A 20248-nucleotide genomic window follows, 5' to 3' on the forward strand; every position below is an offset into this window, starting at 1 on the left:
GGCACTTTTACTCGTGAGTTTGGCACTTTTACTCGTGAGTTTCGCGCTTTACTCATGAATGAAACATCCTTCTACCTCCAATGATCGGGAATGCTTAATGAGTGCGGTAATTTTGTCTTCGTGTCGCCTTTAGCCGAGTTAATCTGTGCTTGTGTGATGAAGAAACTTCCGGTAAGATCGGCACCTCTTAAATCGGCGTCCCTAAAGTCTGCACCGATCAGGTCCGTCACTCTCATGTCGGCTTCCCTGAGGTCGGATGCAATAAGCAAAGCCCCTCTTAAGTTCGCTCCCCTAAGGTCAGCACCTCTCAACTTTGCACCGATCAGGTCACTTCCCCTGCCTATTTTGTTCGGCTTTTTCTTATTTTTCTTAAATGAAACCTTTGCACGTACCATTTCACTTGTGCGCAGGAGTAAATCGTTAACGATCGTTCTATGAGCTGGTACATTCAGGTTCATGATAGACTTTGGACTTTGTTTAGTGAGATATTCCGTGTCTTCAAAAGCGGCCTGCAATTCCCGGTGAAGAGGTTGGGCATCTTCTAAATTAAGTGCTTCATTTAAGTAGCAAAGCATTTCATGCAGTTGTTGCATAATTGGAAAAACTTCGAACATTTCCTTTGCTGATTCTGGGTTGCCCCTCCAATCGTTTCCATCATAGGTGAGCTGGGATACCTTTTGACCGGCACCGAAGCATTCATATACCGTGCAGCCTTTATACCCTTTTGCTCTGAGATTTTCATGGATGCCGCAACGATAATCGGATTGAAGGTTTGAACATGGTGTACCTCCATCTTTATCAAATGCAAAATCAGCAGACTTTGCATAAGGCAGGGCTACACAGCACAAACCAAAACAATTCTCACAGTCTGCACGTAATTGATTATGGATACTATCGTTATTCGTTAATTGCATTCTTACACTTCCTTCTATAAAACACTGGCTCTGCCTTTTTTAAAATCAAAAGTTTCATACAGTATATTTTCTTGTTTTCATTTTATCAAAAAACCCAATTAATCTATATATTAACAAAATACAAATAAACAAGAAATCTGAAATTAATCATTAGAGGGGAGCAAGTGATTTCCATAATCATGTTATACTTTATTCAAGATCACGGTACTCTAGGGGGTGTAGGCATGTATCCTTTTGGTGGCAGGAAAAATGGGGAGACAAAAAAAGAAATGCAGGATTGCAACTATACGTTGGATACAGAGGGAGAAATGGACGAAATGTCTTTTCGGATCGCAGGAGTTCTTCGGTCAACGTCCAAAGAGATCATCTTTTTATGCATTGGCTCAGATCGGTCCACAGGAGATTCATTCGGGCCTTTAGTAGGGACGATGCTAAGAGAAAACCAAATCCCTCATCATGTCTTCGGAACACTCGCAGAACCTGTACACGCCCTTAATTTGAAAAGTGTTTTGAAAGAAATAAAAAAGCAATTTAAAAATCCCTTTATTTTTGGTATCGATGCTTGTTTAGGCGGTTATCATCAAATCGGTTCTATTATTCTGACAAAAGGTCCCTTTAGCCCTGGTGAAGCGATGAAAAGATCCTTACCTGAATTGGGTGATTATCACCTAAAGGCCGTCGTAAATTATTTAGATCCCCTTTTGCCCAAACAGTCTCTAAATGAAACAAGACTGGATACTGTCATGAATCTGGCGAAGATTACTACAAGAATCATTGTTAAAAGTTTAAAATAATGGGAAAACCCCAATAAAGCCTAAGCTTTTCGGGGTAAACAATGTTAGCATAGTCTTGAAGGACATTGCTATCATCATGCTAAACCTGGGTCATTAAAGTAAATAACTTCTGAAAGTATCTTATTGCCCTGAATATTACAGAAAACGTCCCTTGCTGCTTGTTCTGTTTCAAATTCATACATTACAATATCCCTGCTTTTATAGAGTGTGATGATCCACATTGAAAATCCTCCATTATAAAATATCGATTTGCCGATCTGCACGATAGAGTAACCATTCCTTTTACTAAATGACTCCCAAGATTATCGCCGCTATTGTCATGACCGTGACAGTCCCTAATGCCCATTTCACGGCAAACCGCTGTAAATCACCGAAGTCAGTGCCAACTAAACCTATTAGCAAATGTGCTGCAGCTACCAAAGGACTCAATACGTGTATTGGCTGCCCTATTAATGAGGCGCGCCCTATTTCTGCCGCGCTAATTCCATAAGCATCAGCGGCTTGTGCGATAATCGGAAGTACGCCAAAATAGAAAGCATTATTTGACATAAAGAAAGTAAAAGGGGCACTGGCATACGCAACTATAACCGGTAAAAATGGTCCGAAAGATTCCGGGATTAATGAGACCAACGTAAGGGCCATTGCATCAATCATTTTCGTTCCAGACATGATGCCGGTAAAAATCCCGGCTGCAATGACAATAGAAACGACGGCCAATGCATTTTTCGAATGAACGGCGATTCTATCCTGCTGATCTTTCAAATCAGGATAATTGACCAATAACGCGATGGCAAAAGCAATCATGAATAAAATGGTCAAAGACATAAAATCAATGATTAATGATGCCATCAGCACAATCGTTAAAATGAAGTTGAACCAGACTAATTTCGGCCTGCGATAATCACGGGAAACCGTTGTTGCCGCTAACTCGGAATTGGCCGCCGAGTTCCCTTCATTTCTGTGATCATGCTGGATCTCCACTACGCCCAATCTCTTTCGTTCCCCTTTTCCCAATATAAAAGCCACGACAAGAACCCAAATTAGGCCAAATCCCATGACAGGAATCATAGGCAAGAACAACTCCGATGCGTCAAGGTTCAACGATGCCATCGCCATAGCGGAAGCTCCCCCCCACGGTGTCATATTCATTACACCCATGGATAACATCGCAACAGTGGCTAATATGATTTTGTTCATGCCCAGACGCTTATAAAGGGGTAAAAGCGCTGAGACAGTAATGATGTAAGTAGTTGTCCCGTCCCCATCCAATGCGACGGTCATTGAGAGAATAGCGGTTCCTACAACTATTTTTAAAGGATCTCCTTTTACTATTTTCAATATTTTAGAAATAAGCGGATCAAATAAGCCGGAATCTATCATTATTCCAAAATATAAAATCGCAAACAAAATCATTATGGCAGTTGAAGCTATCCCTTCAACACCCTCCTGCATCATGGGTCCCAGCTCTGTAAAAAATCCTCCAATCACTCCAAATATGATGGGAACGAGCATAATGGCCACTAGTGCCGATAGTCGCTTCGACATAATTAAATACATGAATACTGCAATCATCGAAAATCCTAAAATGGATAACATCTTCAAGCCCCCTTCTGTTTATCACCATCTTGTTTTGATAGCGCTTTCTTTAGAGACTATCATCCATTAAGCCTTAATCACATATAAAGAAAGTAATAAGAGTTTTTTTCATTTTTTTCACGCCTAAAAAAAGAAAAAACCCCATTGATGAAAACGAATTTCATCAACTGGGATTTACATGTGTTTTATTTTATATTTTCTTTCGGGCCTTCCGACACTTCCATATAAAACCTCAACCTCCATTTCATTACAGGAAACTAAATACTCCAGGTATCTGCGCATGGTTGAATAACTAATTCCAACAAGTTGACCTAGTTCATCCGCGTTTAAACTGCCATTGACGTTTTGAATCTTGCTTCTGACCATTTTCAGGGTATGTTTGTCAATTCCTTTGGGAAGAGAATTTATTTGGACATCATTTGCTGTATTTGAATTACTTATGGTCCGAAAAAGAGTATCCACTTTATCTTGATTTACTAAATTGCTATTATGCAGCTGCCGTCTCGTCATGTCGTATTGGTTGAGCGTCGCAAGAAGCTTATCGATAATGATCGGTTTTATAAGGTAACCAAAAGCCCCTCCCCTAATCGCTTCACTGACTGTTTCGGTATCATTCGCGGCGGTGATCAGAATTACATCAATCCCCCTGTATTCCCTCCTAATTTCCCGAAGAAGGTCAATTCCATTCATATCAGGTAAATAGATATCCAATAAAATTAAGTCCGGTTGTGCGGCATGCAGGATATTCAGCGCTTGCTTGCCTGTGCTGGCTGTAGCAATGACAGTAAATTGATCTAGTTGATTCGTAAATTGTTTATATATATTCACCGCATTCTCGTCATCTTCAACAATGACAACTGTAATCGGTCCTTTGGACATTCTCACGCCTCCTTTTCTCCTTTTATATCCTTCGGGAAGACGAGTGTAAATCTTGCTCCCCCCAAATAACTGCGATCAATATAAATCTCACCGCTTAAAAGACCAATGGAGTTTTTCACAATGGCCAAACCGATCCCATGATTTTCCCCATTTTTAGTCGTATAACCATCTGTAAAAATAATATCCTCCATTGCATGAGGGATACCAGGACCGTTATCCTCGATATCAAATATAATTTCGTTTCCTAAATCCGTAAACGAAACTTTGACCTTTCCCTTATTTTTGTTCTTTTGCCTTGCTGCCTCCATCGCATTATCGATGATATTACCAATAACGGAAACCAAGTGATGGGAATCCTCAGGTTTTAATGAACTGTTTAAATTGCTTTCCTGCTCGATTTCCAAGAAAACCTGCAATTCTTTTGAACGGTTTATCTTTCCAAGTAAACAGGCGGCGATTAAAGGATCTTTTACCGATGACATAAGAAACGAAATGATATCTTGCCTCTCTCTCACTTCAGAAGAGATGATGTTCATTGCCCTATCATACTGTTTTAAACTAAGTAATCCATAAATGGTATTTAATTTATTTAAAAACTCATGATTTTGTGCCCGCATATTTTCTGAAAAGGCCTTGATTTCTGAAAATTCATCTGTTAATTGTTCAATTTCGGATACTGTCCTTATTGTTAAAACGATGCCCCTGACGTCCTTATGATTTAAGATAGGGGATAAATCCAAAATGTATAGCTGTTGGCCTAAGAGTAACTTACGATTGAACTGTCCCTCTTTTGTGCTGATTACGATTTTGATGAGTTTTTCTAAATGTCCATTTACAATCCGCTTTCCCACCATAAGCTGATGATCATGAAACAATTCACGTGCTCTTTTATTCATGGAAGTAACCTGTTTTTCAATATTAATCGTAATGGTAGCATATCGGATGGCATCAAGTGTCGCTTCCCTTTCTTGAAAAAGAAAAGAAATTTCCTCAGGCTCCAGACCTAAAATGAGCTTTTTTAAGCGTCGCGCTATAAATATTGCCCACACGATACCTACACTGATTGGGATTAGTGACAAATGAATAATCTTCATTTTATAATTGGATAGCTGATCTTGCACATTCTCTACCAAAAACCCTACAGATGAAACACCGATAACTTCCCCTTTATCATTCCAGATAGGCGCCTTAGCTTTAATCGCTGGTCCCGATATCCCATTTCCTTGATAAATAATTGCTTTGTGTTCATTGAGTACTGCATCATTACTAGTAGCCGTGGGCTTTCCGATATATTCTGGATTGGGATGAGAGTATCGCAGTCCTTTATGATTCGCAATGGTTACATAATCGGCCCCTGTTGTTTGACGAATCAGTTCTGATGCGGGTTGAATCACCTTTGAGGGCTGTTCATCGTTAAATCCCTGGATGATCGTTGGATTTTGAGCCGCTAATTTGGCAACCGTCATTGCTTGCTTACCCATATGGTTTTCGACGATGTCTTCCAGCAGTGTAGAGAATAGAATGCTCACAAGTAAGGTACTGATGAAAACAACGAATATGATAAGCAATGTCATTTGAGTTAATAAGTTCACTCTAATTTTAAACATCTACATTTATACCCTAAGCCTTTCCATATTGATTGCTCATACTTCTATAAAAAATTAATGATTGAGACTGGGCGGGGAAATTTCCCTTTACAAAGTTCACCTGGTTAATAGTTCTTCCCATTCTTCAAGCGAAAGTTTTTCGGTCATATGCTTATATGCATCAGGGACTTTTATCGAACACATAAGTTCGAGACTATTGCCATCGGGATCATTGAAATAGACGGAAGCGTTTCCTTGGTTCGGACGCACAAATGGTTCAATCGTTGTCCTTTTTCCAAAAGGGACGACTTCTATTTGCAAGGATTTGAGCCAAGTTAATGCATTTTTCATATTATCATAAGTTACCCGAAAGGCGATATGCCTTAGTGAAGGGTGGTATGGAGTTTGATATTCCTTCCCTTCCCATAAGCCGACCCAGCTTTTGTTTTCCTCGATCCAAAAGAAGGCAGTATCTTCATCCCTCCAAGCTAGTTTCAAGCCTATTTTCTTATAAAAATCCATAGAGATGTCCAGGTTCTTGACTGGTAAATGGGCTTCATATAAACCTTCTATCATATTAGATTCTCCTTCTCCTATAACCTTATTTTTACGAATTATGATCTGCCATACAAATTATTCAGGATACCAATCCTATTATCCTTCTAATTGATATAGGAAGACCCGAACAAGGACATGTTTCATTCATATCGATTATTCGGGTCTTTTGTTCATTATCCGCCTGGTCGGTTTTTAAAACTTATCGGGATATAGTCCTTCCGCTACATTCCGTAAGGCTATGGGTGCACGAATCCCTTCCGCGCCCGCTGAAAGAGGAAGCACGATGATTGCTTTATTTCGAATGGCCGGTACATCCGCCAGTTCACTTTTATTTAATAAGAATGTTTCTTTTTGCTTTATGGGGATGTCGCCGTAATCAATGATGGCAATGACATCCGGATTCCGATCGACGACTTCTTCCCAGCTGACCTCAGGCCATCCCCCTTCCGTATCGCCAAAAATGTTCTGGCCGCCAGCCATGGAAATGATCCCTGTCATGTAATTATTTTTCGCTGCCGTTCTCGGTACTTCTTCACCGCTGTCATATACGAAAACGTTTTTGGGTTTGCCTGCCGTTTCGATTTTTGCTGTAGTTTCTTTTATATCCTGTTGCATCTCTCCGATGACTTCCGCTGCTTTTTCTTCCACTTGAAAGATGCGGCCAATATTCTCAATATCTTTATACACATCTTCCATAGTCGGTGTTGACGTATTGGAAGACTCATGGATATATGTATTGATTCCGGCTTCTTTCAGCTCTTGGACGGTTCCTAATGTTTGTTCCGTAAAGGCGCTTTTCCAGCCTGCATATGCAAAATCCGGCTCTGCTTCAAAGAAAACTTCTTTTGATGGGTATTCCTTGGAAAGCACAGGCACCGTTTCATAGGCCTCTTTATACTTTGGCAAAATTTCGTCATCCAAATAAGCCGTACCTGCCATTGAATCCTGCAACCCCAATGCAAGCATGATTTCCGTCGCATGCTGATTTAGCGAAACCGCACGTTTCGGGGCCTCTGCATAGGTGGATTCATGATCCAGATTCGTGATGACCACCGTTTCTTTTCCACCTTTTTCACTCGGTTTGCCTCCGTCCTTTGAAGCTTCCTCGGAGTTATTGCAAGCGGCCAATATCATCATTGCCAATAAACTGATGCTTAACAAAATCTTTCGGTAACCAGTCATATATTTCCCCTCGAATCCATTGTTTTTTATATATGTGCTAAAAAGGTGATATGCGTCTTTTCCGTGACCGGGTGTATGCCGATTTCCGTTTCCACGCCGAACACGTTCCTTATCATTGTTGTCGTCAAGACAGCTTCTGGTGTTCCGGATGTGATCACTTGGCCATTTTGGATGACATATATATAATCACAATACATGGCTGCCAAATTTATATCATGCAGGGCAGTCAAGACAGTAACGTCCAGCTTTTTTACAAGGTCCAGCAATTGGAGCTGATGCCTGATGTCCAAATGATTCGTTGGTTCATCCAGGATGATGATGTTCGCCTCCTGGGCAAGGGCACGCGCTATAAGGACACGTTGTTTCTCCCCACCCGACAAGCTCATGAAACTCCTTTCTTCAAATCCATTCATTTCGACGCGAGCTAATGCATGATTGACGATTCGTCTATCTTTCTCCGTATCTCCCTGAAATAACCGCTTATGGGGGTGGCGTCCCATCCAAACCATCTCTTGTACACTAAAGTCAAAGGTCAGGGATGTTTCCTGGCTGACAACCGCCATTTCCCGGGCTGTTTGTTTCTGTGTAAGCCGGTAAAGGTCTCGGCCGTCGAGGTGAACAGATCCCGTATGCGGCTCCAATATCCGGGAAGCATTTTTTAATAAAGTGGATTTCCCGCTCCCATTCGGGCCGATCAGCCCAACGAACTGGCCAGTTTTTATATGCAGGGATATATCCTCAATGATAGGTGTGTCCAGAATTGAATAGGACACTTCTTCAATGGCTAATTTCACTTTCCCCCACCTCCAAATGAATATGAACTTCGCCGCAAAAGCCAAATGAAGAATGGCCCTCCGCAAAGTGCGGTGACAACGCCAATCGGAAGTTCTTGAGGTGCCAGGACCAGCCGGGCACATACATCTGACCAAATGACGAGAATCATGCCAATCAATATGCTGCATGATAGAACACGTTTATGGTCTGTCCCGACCAATAGCCGGGCCAAATGCGGTACGACCAGACCGATGAACCCAATCGAGCCGCTTACAGCAACAACAGTCCCCGTAACAAGGGAAGTCATGATGATCAGAACTTTACGGAAGGCTTCCATATTGACCCCGAGCGTCGCGGCGACCTCTTCGCCCATCAATAAGATATTGAGGGAGCGGGATTGGACGATAAGGAACAAGGAAACCCCAAGCACTACAACCGCTGGAATCGGTATGTATTCCCATTTTGCACCCGCTAAGCTGCCCATCATCCAAAACATCGCTTCACGGATGCCGGAATCTTTTGGTGCGAGTGTGACAATGAAATTAGTGACGGCAGACATGATCATCGAAATGGCTACACCCGCCAATAACAGCCTTGTCGTTTGGATTCTCCCTCCCACTTGAGCCAATAAATAAACGGAAAGCATCGCAGCCATGGCCCCCAGGAAGGCACCGAATGACAACGCATATTGACCGAATATAGGCAGCGCCCCAAAGAGAATGACAAGGGTTGCCGCAACGGAAGAACCAGATGAAATGCCCAGGATATACGGATCTGCGAGTGAATTGCGCACCAAGGCCTGGATGACGACACCCACTACGGATAACCCCGCACCTACCACCGCACCGAGCAATACACGGGGCAGACGGATATCCCAAATGATCCGCTCTTGTGCGATACTCCCATTCCCTTCCAGGGAATCACCGATAAAAGGCAGATGCCCTAAGGCGATCTTCCAAACCGTCATTGCTGACATCTTAACTGGCCCAAGGGTAACAGCGAATGTAATCGATAATAAAAGGATGCAAAGCAAGAAAAATAGCAGGAAACGAAACCTGCGCTTGGCATTTCTCTCAAAATGGTCAAGCATATCCTCATTCTCTTTCAATGAGCTTCTAACCAATGACTCTTCCAATGATGATTCCTCCTTCAAAAAAAACACAAAAAAACTCCAATCCTTTTAACAAAGAATGGAGTTACGAGTATAGGCAAAAAAATAAGGAAGGACCTAAGTCCGCCTTTTCTTACTCTCGAACACCTCTCCTCTCAGCGAAGGAAAAATCGGTGATGCCTACTAGGTAGGTCTCCTGGCTTCCAGATCAACATTTCCTTTCGTCTTCCCTGACTGACGGTCAAGTGACATCCTGAAAGAAAACTCCTTGGTTACAGTGGCGCGACCACTCGGGATTTGCACCCGATTCCCTGTTACCCTTTGTTCACACAAAGGCACCCAGCGGCAAATATATGAACTTCGCAAAATTTTCCAAACATTAAATACAACGTTAGTATAGTATACTCCCCCTCTTTTCACAATTAAAAAAATGGAATGCGTTCTATTATATAGAAGAAAATGGATTTAAATGTTCCTCCTATAATGGAAGAATGTTAGCTTTTGACCCGAATCTTCACTAATTTCCTCATTAATCGAAATCCGTTCAAAACCGTTTTTCACCAAAACCTTTTGGGAGGCGATATTGTCGCTTGCCGTTTTGGCATGTATTTGCGTCACATTCAAATCCGGGGCCAGTTTCACCAATAGCTTTAAAGCTTCATTCGCAATCCCTTTTTGCGTAAACGCTTCACCGATTCTATAACCGACATGTGCCGTACCCTTGATGGGGTCGATATCCACAAGATTAATCCTGCCGACGATTATACCTGAACCATCCTTAATCAAATAAAAAGAGGAGATGGCCTCTTCTTGTTCTTTTAATAATTCCTTATGCCTGATTCCAAACGTTCCAAAGCGATAATAATCATCACCCCGGCCTGGGACCGTTTGCTCGAAAAACCTTCTATTATTGCATTCAAATGCAAATAACGCTTGTGCATCCCGTTCATTAAGCCTGTCAATGTATATATCCATCATTCTTCCACCCTTTCAAAAAAACGCTAAGCATCTGCTGCCTAATCTATCATTCAAGAAAACAAAGGGCTTATCCTTCCTGATAAATAGATAGATGAAGATTTATACCCTAGCTTGATCTAGTATCCCTTTATTGTTCCCTCAAATCCAGTTCCTGAATAAAGATAAATACATGAATTACTTGAAAAGTCAAAAATAAATTATTTTCTTCTGGTAAAAAATCAACGGATGATGTATCATAGGCTTCAGATATTCATTATTCTCATTTGGTTAATCGGAATTAGGAGGAATATATATGATTGGTTATGTGTTTTTAAATCTTGCCATAATGCTCGTTCTTTTAGGCGTTTTATTTTACATGAATAAGAAGCATATTTCCTTTACAAAAAGGGTCTTTACTGGACTTGGTTTAGGAATTGTATTCGGACTTCTTTTGCAGTATTTCTATGAACCTCAGTCAGATGCGATCGTTAAATCGGTCGATTGGTTTAACATTGTAGGTTCCGGCTATGTCAAGTTCCTGCAAATGATCGTCATGCCGCTTGTCTTCATTTCAATCTTATCCGCATTCACAAGATTGAAACTGACTAGCAACATTGGAAAGATCAGTGTCCTGATCATCGGAATCCTGCTTGGAACGACTGCGATTGCAGCAGCTGTCGGGATCACCTCGGCAACTGTGTTCAATTTGGAAGCCGTTCAAATTGAACAAGGGGAAGCGGAGTTAAGCCGCGGGGATCAAATATCGGAAACATACGGTACGATTCAGGATAAAACGATGCCACAGCAAATTCTTGAATTGATTCCGTCCAATCCGTTCCTTGATTTAACGGGAGCACGCCCGACATCAACCATTTCCGTTGTAATTTTTGCTGCATTTCTTGGGATTGCCTATTTAGGAGTCAAAAGGAAACAGCCTGAACACGCTGAATTTTTTGCTAAAATAGTAGATACATTGCACAGCATCATCATGCGCGTAGTAACATTAATCCTGCGTTTAACACCTTACGGGATCTTAGCGATCATGACGAAGACGGTAGCTACGAGTGATTTGGATGCCATCCTGAAATTAGGGAAATTCGTAGGTGCCTCATATGTGGCCCTGATTGTCATGTTCCTTATCCATTTGCTATTGCTGATGCTTGCAGGATTGAATCCAATCGTATATTTGAGAAAAGCTTTCCCAGTATTATCGTTTGCCTTCACTTCAAGAACAAGTGCTGGCGCTCTGCCATTGAACATCCAAACACAGAAACAACTAGGGGTGTCCGAAGGTATTGCCAACTTTGCCGGATCCTTCGGCTTGTCGATCGGTCAAAACGGCTGTGCCGGAATCTATCCGGCCATGTTAGCGGTCATGATCGCTCCAACGGTTGGGATCAACCCGCTAGATCCTTCCTTTATCGCCATGTTGATTGCCATCGTGGCCATTAGTTCTTTCGGGGTTGCAGGTGTAGGCGGAGGAGCAACATTCGCTGCCATCCTTGTATTATCTGCAATGAACCTGCCAATCGCTTTGGCCGGCCTGTTGATTTCCGTCGAGCCATTGATCGATATGGGAAGAACGGCCGTGAATGTCAGCGGAAGCATGACTTCCGGTATTCTGACTAGTAAAATAACGGGCGACCTGGATAAAGAACAGTTCAGCGAAGAATCATCTTTGAAAATTGAAGCTGAAATGTAAAAGAAAAAAGCATCGGACTTCCTGCCATGGGAGGTTCGATGCTTTTTTTATATGTGGTCACTTTTTAATTTGCCTCGCTGCGTAATGATTGGCCTGAAAACCAGGTAGCGCATGGAACGTATACTGGACGGCTGCATATACCCCGCATGCAAGGAGGATTCCTGCGAGTACATCCAATACAGCATGCTGTTTCGTAAATAGCGTGGAAAGGATGATCAGTGTTCCGAATGCAGTGACACTGGCATACTCCCATTTGTGCTCTTCTTTCCGCTTATGGGCGACAATCATCATGATGAATGTGGTCAGTACATGTATGCTGGGGAGGCAGTTGACAGGTTGATCATGACTATAGATGAACAGCATTAACTGGGCAAAGATATCGTTGCCCACGACTTCTGGACGCGGAACTGTCGTTTGCCAAAGGCAATATACAAGAAAACAGAGAAGTTTCCCCGATATCAAACTGCCTAATCCGACGAAATAGCGCTTTCGGTCAACGAAGCAATAGTAAATCAGCAATCCATAAATATACGGATACCAAAGTAAATAAGGAACGGCAAATTCTTTAATAAAGGGAATCTCCCCATCTATTATAGTCGTAACATCGACAGCATGACCTGAAGATTGATTGATGATTGAATAGATGGAACTAGTAATCATCAAAAGTAATAAATAATATAACGGGTGAAAGGATAGTATGGAATTGTTTTTCATAGCTCGCTCCGGCTTTCAATATATTGGTTTTTTTCCAAAGATTATTATACTACATTTTTCACTAGATTAACTCGTTAATCGCTAAAGTTAATGATTCCCATGAACTAGTAAAATGGATATCTCTTACTTTTCATCCGACTAAGAATACATAACGAAAGCCATGGCATATACCACGGCTCAATATGAAACTTATATGCGGGAAGGCAAAAGTGATCACTCCGCCATCTCTAGATTTTGTTATGGCGTTTTTTCCATATATACGTTAAGGAAATGAAGATGTAGATGCAAAGTGTAATGATCGTAACGACTATGGATGTCGTGAAAATGATTCCGATCAGGATCGTTATTAAAGCGATGATCGCAGCCCAAGTCGTATACGGGAACCATTTTACCGAATAGGCACTTGTTTTTCCGGACTGTTGTTTACGTGATTTCAAATGGGCGAAAGCAATGATCAACCAGATGAATAATACGGTATATCCAAGCGAACCCATTAGGAAATCGAAGGTCTTGCTTCCAGCGAATAAGGAAATCAATACACCGCCATATAAAGCGGAAGTACACATCAATATTGCGGGAACAGGTACTTTCTTCTTGGATAAACGGGAAAAGATTTTCGGAACGCGACCATCCACGGCTTGTGTATACAGAACGCGGGATGAACCATACAACCCGGAGTTCATCGATGATATGATCGCTAATAGAACAACGGCATTCATGATATGGTCGGCACCTGGAATCCCGATCATTTGAAAGACCATTACAAATGGACTTTCCTTCACCCCGTTTACTTCGTTCCAAGGAATTAAGCTAACGATGATGAAAAAAGGAATGATATAGAAAGAAATGATCCTGACCAATGTGCTGCGAACGGCCTTTGGAACCACCTTTTCAGGATTTTTCGTTTCAGCTAATGTGACCCCGATGATTTCCGTACCGCCATATGAATAGATTACCACCAGCATCGCCGTGATCAAACCTGTCGATCCATTCGGAAAGAAACCGCCATGTTCGGTCAAGTTAGAAAAACCGACCGCGGTATGATCACCAAAAGTAACGAGCAGCAACAATAATCCAGCCATGATGAACACAATGATGACCGTAATCTTAATTAAAGCAAGCCAGTACTCCGTTTCAGCAAAAACCTTTACTGACAGCAAGTTAACCGCAGTAACCAAAACCGAAACAGCTAATGCCAATATCCAGATTGGATATCCGGGCAGCCAATATTGAAGGAAAATCGCCGCAACCACTGATTCGGCCGCTATATTCAACACCCACATTTTCCAATAAATCCAATCCAGGAAATAGGCAGGATACTTTCCTAAGATCGATTGGACCAAATCCCTGAATGTTCGTGCACCGCTATTGCGGACCGCCATTTCAGCTAAACCTTGCATGATGAATAATAGGATGATTCCACCTATCAAGTACGCAATGATTACGGAAGGGCCTGCCATATCGATGGCTGAACTGCTTCCTTTAAATAAACCTGCCCCTATGGCACCGCCTAATGCCATCATCGTAATATGCCTTGAAGTCATTGTCCTCTGTAAATTCCGTTTGTCCGTTTCCATATCCTTACCTCCCAAAAATCAAAAAAAGCATATCGTCTCTTCCTTCATAATCAAATGAAGAAAGAGACGATATGCCTTAAGCTTACCGCGGTACCACTCTTATTGGCTCTTTAAAGAGCCCAGCTTTAAAACCTTGTAACGAAGGTTAATCGTTAAAACAAAAGAATGGAATCATTCCTATCTTTCGCTTTACCACTCCCAGGCAAGTTCAAAGTATCATTGGACTGCGTTGCACCAACCCGCAGCTCTCTTCACCGAATAATGAGCTTTTACTACTCCTGTTCATTGCGTTTGAAAAATTATATCTGAATATTTTTAATAATATCCCATACTATACGGACTCAAGGTAAATTTGTCAATAACTTTCTTAGGATAATATTTTCAAAGAAACAAATTAGGGGAAATCGTGAAAGCACTTGACCCAATTAGAGGATACTGGCGGACAAATAATATACAAATTCAATAGCACTTAAGGAACATCCTGCGGCTGCAGAATCAAGTGTTAGATAGTCTTATAAGATGAAAATGAAGAACCGAAGCGTATATGCAAGGTTTCCTAAAGACAAAGAGTGCCCTTTATGGATACCCTCAATTTACCAGTGGTTTCGTAAATTCTACAAATGTTCTTATGACTTATTTAGCAGGTTCTATATAGAAATAAATCCCACTTTTCTTGTCTATTGCAGGGCTTACTTCACTAGTTCGTGTTTTAACGATAGGACTTTGATCATCACTTAATCCAGTGTAAATTGTAAAATCCTTTCCTGATTGTGTTGTTGTTCCCCAACTGATTTCGGAAGAATACTTTTTGACTTTATCGTTTTTAACAAGAACATCCTGATCAGGGTCATACCAAGCAAACTTTCCTTCTTGCTCACTAATGCTTGATACCCCTACTCCCAAGCCTTCTTCAAATTGTTTCTTATAAATAACAAATGTTTCTCCGTTTTCACTAACTTCTCCAATGATGTCTTCTTTTTTTATCTTTTCTTCTTTAATGCCATGATTAATCGTTTCTTCTTTGGTTTTATACCATTTCAATTCACTGGTTCCGTTATCGGCTATTGCAGAACACCCTGTAAGTGCAATCATGGCTATTGCAAAAGGCAGCACCACTTTCACTTTAAAAATCCCCCTTTTAAGAAAAGATGCAATACTTAAATCATGCATTCGATGCAAATAAAATTACAATATATAGAAAAAACCTTTCCCTATCCATCCCCACTGGTCACCTAATCAAATCAATATATTCATAATCTCCTAAACGTTTAAAATTCCTTCCCTAACCATGATGCAGCCACCATCAGAACACCAACGACAATCACTATAACCGGTCCTACAACAATTAATCCAAATAGCAGTGAGCCTACTGCGTCCAGGAAGATTCGAAATGGTCCTGCTTTTTCCTTTTTATTCTGTTGCTGCGTCAATAAGTCTTCAAGATGACCGACTTTTTGCTTCAATTGCTGCAACTCTTGAATCACTTTTGTGTCCTGGTCCATGAATTACCACCCTCTCCAATTAACAATAAGTGTTAATTCTATCATTTACATCCATTTTTTAAAAGTGAGATTTAACCTCGAAACCAAATCTATTTTAAAACTATTTTTTCAAATTCTGTCATCAATGATACAATTACATGGTCTGAAATCAATCCACTCTATAGAACACGTGAGGTATCATATTTTTTATGAAAGCAATACGATTATTAAAGAGTTTTAACTTTTTATATTTTGGACTGCTTGCCATTTTCATTCCGTTTCTCCCAGTCTATCTGGCTGATCAAGGGTTGCGTCCAGCCCAAATCGGATTCATCATCGGTACAGGAGGTTTTGTCACCCTCATCACCCAGCCTTTATGGGGAATGATCAGCGACAAAACAAGGACTATACGAAAAGTCCTGTTGTTACTCATCTTTTTCTCGAGCGTAATCGGTTATTTCCTCTATGATTCAAGCAGTTATCTTCAGCTCATCCTGTTTGCCATGCTGCTATATTTCTTTCTGATGCCGATCGATCCCCTGACGGAAAGCCTCAATTTTACGATGGCAGAGAAATCCGGGATCAGCTACGGCTCCATACGGACATATGGTGCATTGGGTTATGCGGTCATATCGCTGATCACCGGCTATGTTATGTCATATTTCGGAGCGAACAGCCTTGCGTTCCTTTTTGCAGGAATAGGTTTGATCAGCTTCATTGTCAGCTGGATGATGCCTGATGCTCCCGTTTCAGGGAAACCTGTCACCTTAAGCAGCCTTAAGCATTTTTTCAGCAATAAAGAGACGCTTCTCTTTCTGTTATTGGTCTTTATCTGTGCTGTTCCAGCAAGGATGAACGATACCTTCCTTGGAGTATATATCCGTGAACTTGGGGGAAGTGCCAAGCTTGTAGGCTTGACCTGGTTCTTGGCGGCGGGAAGTGAAATCGTTGTATTCGCCCTAAGCTTTTGGTGGCTGCGCAAAGGTAAGGAAATCATCATCATTTCGTTTGCAGCAGCGTTTTTCTTTATCCGTTATTTCGTCTCTGCGTGGATTACCGATCCACAGCTATTAGCTTATTTGCAAGTCATGCAGCTATTGACTTTCCCGATTTTCTACTCGGCGGCCATCCAATATCTGTATCGGATCGTTCCGGTGGAATGGCGTGCCACAGGCCAGACCGTACTGGCGCTGCTATTCTTCGGGGTTTCGGGAATCATCGCTTCTTATATAGGCGGCGCCATATATGGAGCATATGGCGGGAAGACCCTTTACTTGTTCATTTCCTCCATCTCCTTTATAGGAATGGTATTCGCTTTGGTTCTTTATCGGATATACGGAACGAGGCTCGATACCGCAGAGGAAGCTGTATAATCTAAAAAAACGGTATAAAAAAGAGCATGTTTTGATTAAAACATGCTCTTTTTACATTCCGTTAGCGAAATAAAGGGGCAACCGTCAACATTAACACAGAGGAGCAAAGCAGTATAGTAGTTGTCCTGTTTGAGAGTTTTACTTGTTTGCCATTTTTATAGAAACCTGAAAATTGAAGCCGATTTTTATAGAGTACATAAAGTAATGGAAAAATTGCCATACCAACGATCCATCCGCCCGTGGTATTCTCTACGGTTATTCCAAAAATCGCATAGATTGAATGAATGATGAGCTCCATTATCATTCCAATAACGAAAATAATGGTGATTATACGAAATAATTCTAAAATCACTCTTAACATCATTTCACCTACTTTTTTCCTGCAATCCGTAAAAAAGGCTGCAATCAGCAACCTTGAATGAACTTTACAGGATGGGATATTTCCCTAAATATAACAAACTTTCCTCTATTGGTAAATAGACGCTCTTTACTCTTCTTCTTGAACGAGCGAATGCTTAAATGCGTAAATCACTGCTTGCGTGCGGTCCTGCACGGCAAGCTTGCTTAATATATTGCTGACATGCACTTTGGCGGTTTTCAGGGCTATGTATAGTTCATCGGCAATTTCCTGATTCGTTTTCCCTTGTGTCATCAGCAGTAAAATTTCCATTTCACGGTTTGTCAATTGATCATGAAGCTGGGTGATTTTTGGGCGACGCAGCTTTTCCATCATTTTTCCCGTCACTTCAGGTTCAAGTACGCTTTGACCCTGGAAAGTGGAACGGACGGCTTTCGCAATCTCGCTGGCCTTTGATGTTTTCAGCATATAGCTCGTCGCTCCGGCTTCCAATGCCGGGTACACTTTTTCATCATCCAGGAAGCTTGTCACAATGATGATCTTTGCTTCTGGCCATTTTTCAATAATTCGTTTCGTCGCTTCTATGCCGTCCATTTCCGGCATCACCAAATCCATCAAAATGATATCCGGACGCAATTCCATTGCCAGTTCTACAGCTTTCAAACCATTGTCCGCTTCCCCGATCACTTCGATATCAGACTGTGCGGATAAATAAGCCGATACCCCTATCCTTACCATTTCATGGTCATCGACAAATAATACTTTAATCATCATGATCACCTCCAGCATTTAATAATGGGATTTTCACTTCAAGTTTCGTTCCTTTATTCGGAACACTTACAATTTGCATCGTCCCGCCTAATTCAACAGCCCGTTCATGCATGTTTTGGAGACCATATGATCCCGTTTTCGACTCCTCGACGTTAAAACCGATGCCGTCATCCGTTATTCGTAAAATGATCAATCCATCACGAACGATCAATAGCACTTCAAGCGAATTCGCTTTTGCATGTCTCAGCGTATTGGAAATCGATTCTTGTAAAATCCGAAACAGATGGTCCTCAATCCCCTTATCCAGAGTGACAGGCTCCATCTTCCAATTTATATCCATCGTCACTTTTTGGGCCAATTCCAAAAGAAGCTCCTTCATTCCTTCATGTAAAGATTTTCCCTTTAAGGCAACAGGCCTCAAGTGAAGCAATAACGCCCTCATCTCAAGCTGGGATTGATGGATCATTTCTTCCACTACCTTGAATTGTTTCATTTCCGTTTTTTCCATATCGGATTGTGATTCGGTGATGGCCGACATGAACATCGAAGCGGCAAACAATTGCTGGCTCACCGAATCATGCAGCTCCCGCGCTAAACGGTTTCGTTCCTGGGAAACGATTTCCTGGATCTGTTTCTCCTGATCAACGGCCTTTTCATTCGCCATTTTTTGCGATAATTTTGTCTGCTCATTGATTTGCTTATGGATCAGTTGCATCCGTTCCGCCATTTTAGCCATCTCTTGAATTGGATACGTTTCCTGTTGCGAGGGTAAGCGGCCCTGTTCAAGGAAATGCAGACCTTCATCCACCCTTTCAAGCTGTCTCTTCCAAAACATACCCGAAACGACTCCATAAATCAGCCCTACCGTCATGACCAGGCTTGGCAAAAATATGACGAAGGGTAATCCCATGACCACTTTCTCCCACAATAAACTCCAATCGGATAAAGGAAAGATGAAGAAAACCATCGCCGGCAAAGCAAGGGAAAGAACGAAAGCAACACCAAGGGCAGTCAATATCTGCCGTGTCAGTATGCTCATATCCGCTTCACCTCTAAATCGCCAACTAAGATTGAAGTGATGATATGAACCTTGTGATCCGTTTCATTGAACCCTTCCGTTTGGTAGGAATAAATTTGATTAAAGACCCTGGATTCAGGCTTATTTTCAAAAATCCGCGCTCTGCCTGCAATGACAGAATGATGGACCCTGATTTCGATGCCATACGGTACAAGGACAGTGATATTGCCAATGATATTCCTGATGGAAATGACAGCATCGCCTTTCGTTAAAATCGTTTTGCTTAAATCGATAACCGTATCACCGACCCCGCCCTGAACATTCACGGAATTCCATTCATATACATGTTCGGTCGTTTGTTGATGACCAAACAACTTATTTTTAAATAGATAATCGGTTTTCAGCAGTCGTTCCTTATTGATCTTTTCTTCGTCCGAATCATCATTGGTTAAAATGGGACTGACCCAATCAGGATTTTTTTTGGACTGATAATATAAAAGCAAAAGATAAATGAGGATCGCCATTAGGAAAAATCTAAAGACGAACATATTCAAGACTGTGATGATAAGGGAAATCAGCCCTATAAAAAATAGGATTTTCCCGATTGTCCGTTTTGTGAATTTCCTGCCTAAATAGATACATCCTATTGAAAAAGCGATGGAAAAAAGGAGACCCCCACCCGTAAATGAAATCTCTAAAAAAAGCAGGACGACTCCGATGAGAAGTATCCATCCCATATAGTCCGTCTTCATCTTGTTCAACATCGGTTCGCCTCCCCTGTATATGATCATGATATTCTTAAAAGGCACAGAAACCCGTGCCTTTTAAGAATACCATGAAATTATCACGTTCTGACAGCCTGTTTTCCCCCGCCCTCCATTCCAAAAGGCCAGGGGATGACAG

Annotated in this window: 20 protein-coding genes, 1 riboswitch and 1 other annotated feature; of the genes, 3 read left to right on the top strand and 17 right to left on the bottom strand. The window is 41.6% G+C overall.

Features of this window, described 5'->3' with window-relative positions:
* Positions 1-71 precede the first annotated feature (71 nt).
* A complete protein-coding gene (locus ADA55_RS04115) occupies positions 72-914 on the bottom strand; it encodes a pentapeptide repeat-containing protein (RefSeq protein ID WP_048679451.1) in 843 nt (280 codons plus the stop codon).
* 224 nt (positions 915-1138) lie between these two features.
* Here ADA55_RS04115 and yyaC point away from each other — a divergent pair, with 224 nt between their 5' ends.
* A complete protein-coding gene (gene yyaC / locus ADA55_RS04120) occupies positions 1139-1708 on the top strand; it encodes a spore protease YyaC (protein WP_048679455.1) in 570 nt (189 codons plus the stop codon).
* 74 nt (positions 1709-1782) lie between these two features.
* Here yyaC and ADA55_RS29975 read toward each other — a convergent pair whose 3' ends face one another.
* The 9 genes from ADA55_RS29975 to ADA55_RS04160 all read right to left on the bottom strand — a co-directional run bounded on the left by ADA55_RS29975 (position 1783) and on the right by ADA55_RS04160 (position 10369).
* Positions 1783-1929, bottom strand: coding sequence for a hypothetical protein (locus ADA55_RS29975; protein WP_170946924.1), 147 nt, complete (start codon positions 1927-1929; stop codon positions 1783-1785).
* Positions 1930-1993: 64 nt separating this feature from the next.
* On the bottom strand, positions 1994-3304 hold the full coding sequence (locus ADA55_RS04125; RefSeq protein WP_048679459.1) for a CitMHS family transporter: 1311 nt from the start codon (positions 3302-3304) through the stop codon (positions 1994-1996).
* 174 nt (positions 3305-3478) lie between these two features.
* Positions 3479-4183 (bottom strand): response regulator, encoded by a 705-nt coding sequence (locus tag ADA55_RS04130; protein WP_048679464.1) that lies wholly within the window; start codon positions 4181-4183, stop codon positions 3479-3481.
* 2 nt (positions 4184-4185) lie between these two features.
* Complete coding sequence (locus ADA55_RS04135) at positions 4186-5790, bottom strand: ATP-binding protein (RefSeq protein ID WP_048679467.1); 1605 nt, start codon at positions 5788-5790, stop codon at positions 4186-4188.
* A 96-nt stretch (positions 5791-5886) separates the two neighbouring features.
* Positions 5887-6345, bottom strand: coding sequence for a VOC family protein (locus ADA55_RS04140; RefSeq protein WP_034309555.1), 459 nt, complete (start codon positions 6343-6345; stop codon positions 5887-5889).
* 174 nt (positions 6346-6519) lie between these two features.
* Positions 6520-7509: an ABC transporter substrate-binding protein gene (locus ADA55_RS04145; RefSeq protein WP_048679471.1), complete on the bottom strand. Its 990-nt coding sequence runs from the start codon at positions 7507-7509 to the stop codon at positions 6520-6522.
* Positions 7510-7535: 26 nt separating this feature from the next.
* Positions 7536-8303: a heme ABC transporter ATP-binding protein gene (locus ADA55_RS04150; protein WP_048679474.1), complete on the bottom strand. Its 768-nt coding sequence runs from the start codon at positions 8301-8303 to the stop codon at positions 7536-7538.
* Positions 8300-9373: a FecCD family ABC transporter permease gene (locus ADA55_RS04155; RefSeq protein ID WP_048679542.1), complete on the bottom strand. Its 1074-nt coding sequence runs from the start codon at positions 9371-9373 to the stop codon at positions 8300-8302. The genes ADA55_RS04150 and ADA55_RS04155 overlap by 4 nt, the downstream gene beginning before the upstream one ends.
* Before the next feature lie 190 nt (positions 9374-9563).
* A riboswitch (cobalamin riboswitch) is annotated at positions 9564-9751 on the bottom strand.
* Positions 9752-9859: 108 nt separating this feature from the next.
* Positions 9860-10369, bottom strand: coding sequence for a GNAT family N-acetyltransferase (locus tag ADA55_RS04160; protein ID WP_048679477.1), 510 nt, complete (start codon positions 10367-10369; stop codon positions 9860-9862).
* 295 nt (positions 10370-10664) lie between these two features.
* Between ADA55_RS04160 and ADA55_RS04165 the strand changes: the two genes are divergently transcribed.
* Positions 10665-12053, top strand: a complete 1389-nt coding sequence (locus ADA55_RS04165; RefSeq protein ID WP_048679479.1) for an L-cystine transporter — start codon at positions 10665-10667, stop codon at positions 12051-12053.
* A 57-nt stretch (positions 12054-12110) separates the two neighbouring features.
* Here ADA55_RS04165 and ADA55_RS04170 read toward each other — a convergent pair whose 3' ends face one another.
* From ADA55_RS04170 to ADA55_RS04185, 4 genes are all read right to left on the bottom strand, one after another.
* On the bottom strand, positions 12111-12767 hold the full coding sequence (locus ADA55_RS04170) for a phosphatase PAP2 family protein (RefSeq protein ID WP_048679482.1): 657 nt from the start codon (positions 12765-12767) through the stop codon (positions 12111-12113).
* Positions 12768-12994: 227 nt separating this feature from the next.
* Complete coding sequence (locus ADA55_RS04175) at positions 12995-14344, bottom strand: amino acid permease (RefSeq protein WP_048679485.1); 1350 nt, start codon at positions 14342-14344, stop codon at positions 12995-12997.
* A gap of 59 nt (positions 14345-14403) precedes the next feature.
* Positions 14404-14639, bottom strand: a binding site (T-box leader).
* A gap of 338 nt (positions 14640-14977) precedes the next feature.
* The gene (locus ADA55_RS04180) at positions 14978-15466 is read right to left on the bottom strand and encodes a hypothetical protein (protein WP_048679487.1); all 489 of its coding nucleotides are present in this window, start codon (positions 15464-15466) and stop codon (positions 14978-14980) included.
* A gap of 146 nt (positions 15467-15612) precedes the next feature.
* Entirely contained in the window at positions 15613-15846 is a 234-nt protein-coding gene (locus ADA55_RS04185) for a hypothetical protein (protein ID WP_048679490.1), read from the bottom strand.
* Between the two features lie 188 nt (positions 15847-16034).
* Between ADA55_RS04185 and ADA55_RS04190 the strand changes: the two genes are divergently transcribed.
* Complete coding sequence (locus ADA55_RS04190; protein ID WP_048679493.1) at positions 16035-17198, top strand: MFS transporter; 1164 nt, start codon at positions 16035-16037, stop codon at positions 17196-17198.
* A 487-nt stretch (positions 17199-17685) separates the two neighbouring features.
* Here ADA55_RS04190 and ADA55_RS04200 read toward each other — a convergent pair whose 3' ends face one another.
* From ADA55_RS04200 to liaF, 3 genes are read right to left on the bottom strand one after another with little or no spacing between them, the layout of a single operon-like run.
* The gene (locus ADA55_RS04200) at positions 17686-18327 is read right to left on the bottom strand and encodes a response regulator transcription factor (RefSeq protein WP_048679497.1); all 642 of its coding nucleotides are present in this window, start codon (positions 18325-18327) and stop codon (positions 17686-17688) included.
* Positions 18320-19366, bottom strand: a complete 1047-nt coding sequence (locus ADA55_RS04205; protein ID WP_048679500.1) for a sensor histidine kinase — start codon at positions 19364-19366, stop codon at positions 18320-18322. The genes ADA55_RS04200 and ADA55_RS04205 overlap by 8 nt, the downstream gene beginning before the upstream one ends.
* Positions 19363-20109, bottom strand: a complete 747-nt coding sequence (gene liaF / locus ADA55_RS04210; protein WP_048679504.1) for a cell wall-active antibiotics response protein LiaF — start codon at positions 20107-20109, stop codon at positions 19363-19365. The genes ADA55_RS04205 and liaF overlap by 4 nt, the downstream gene beginning before the upstream one ends.
* Between the last annotated feature and the right edge of the window lie 139 nt (positions 20110-20248).

This window comes from Bacillus sp. 220_BSPC (assembly GCF_001054655.1).
Lineage (GTDB): Bacteria > Bacillota > Bacilli > Bacillales > DSM-1321 > Peribacillus > Peribacillus frigoritolerans.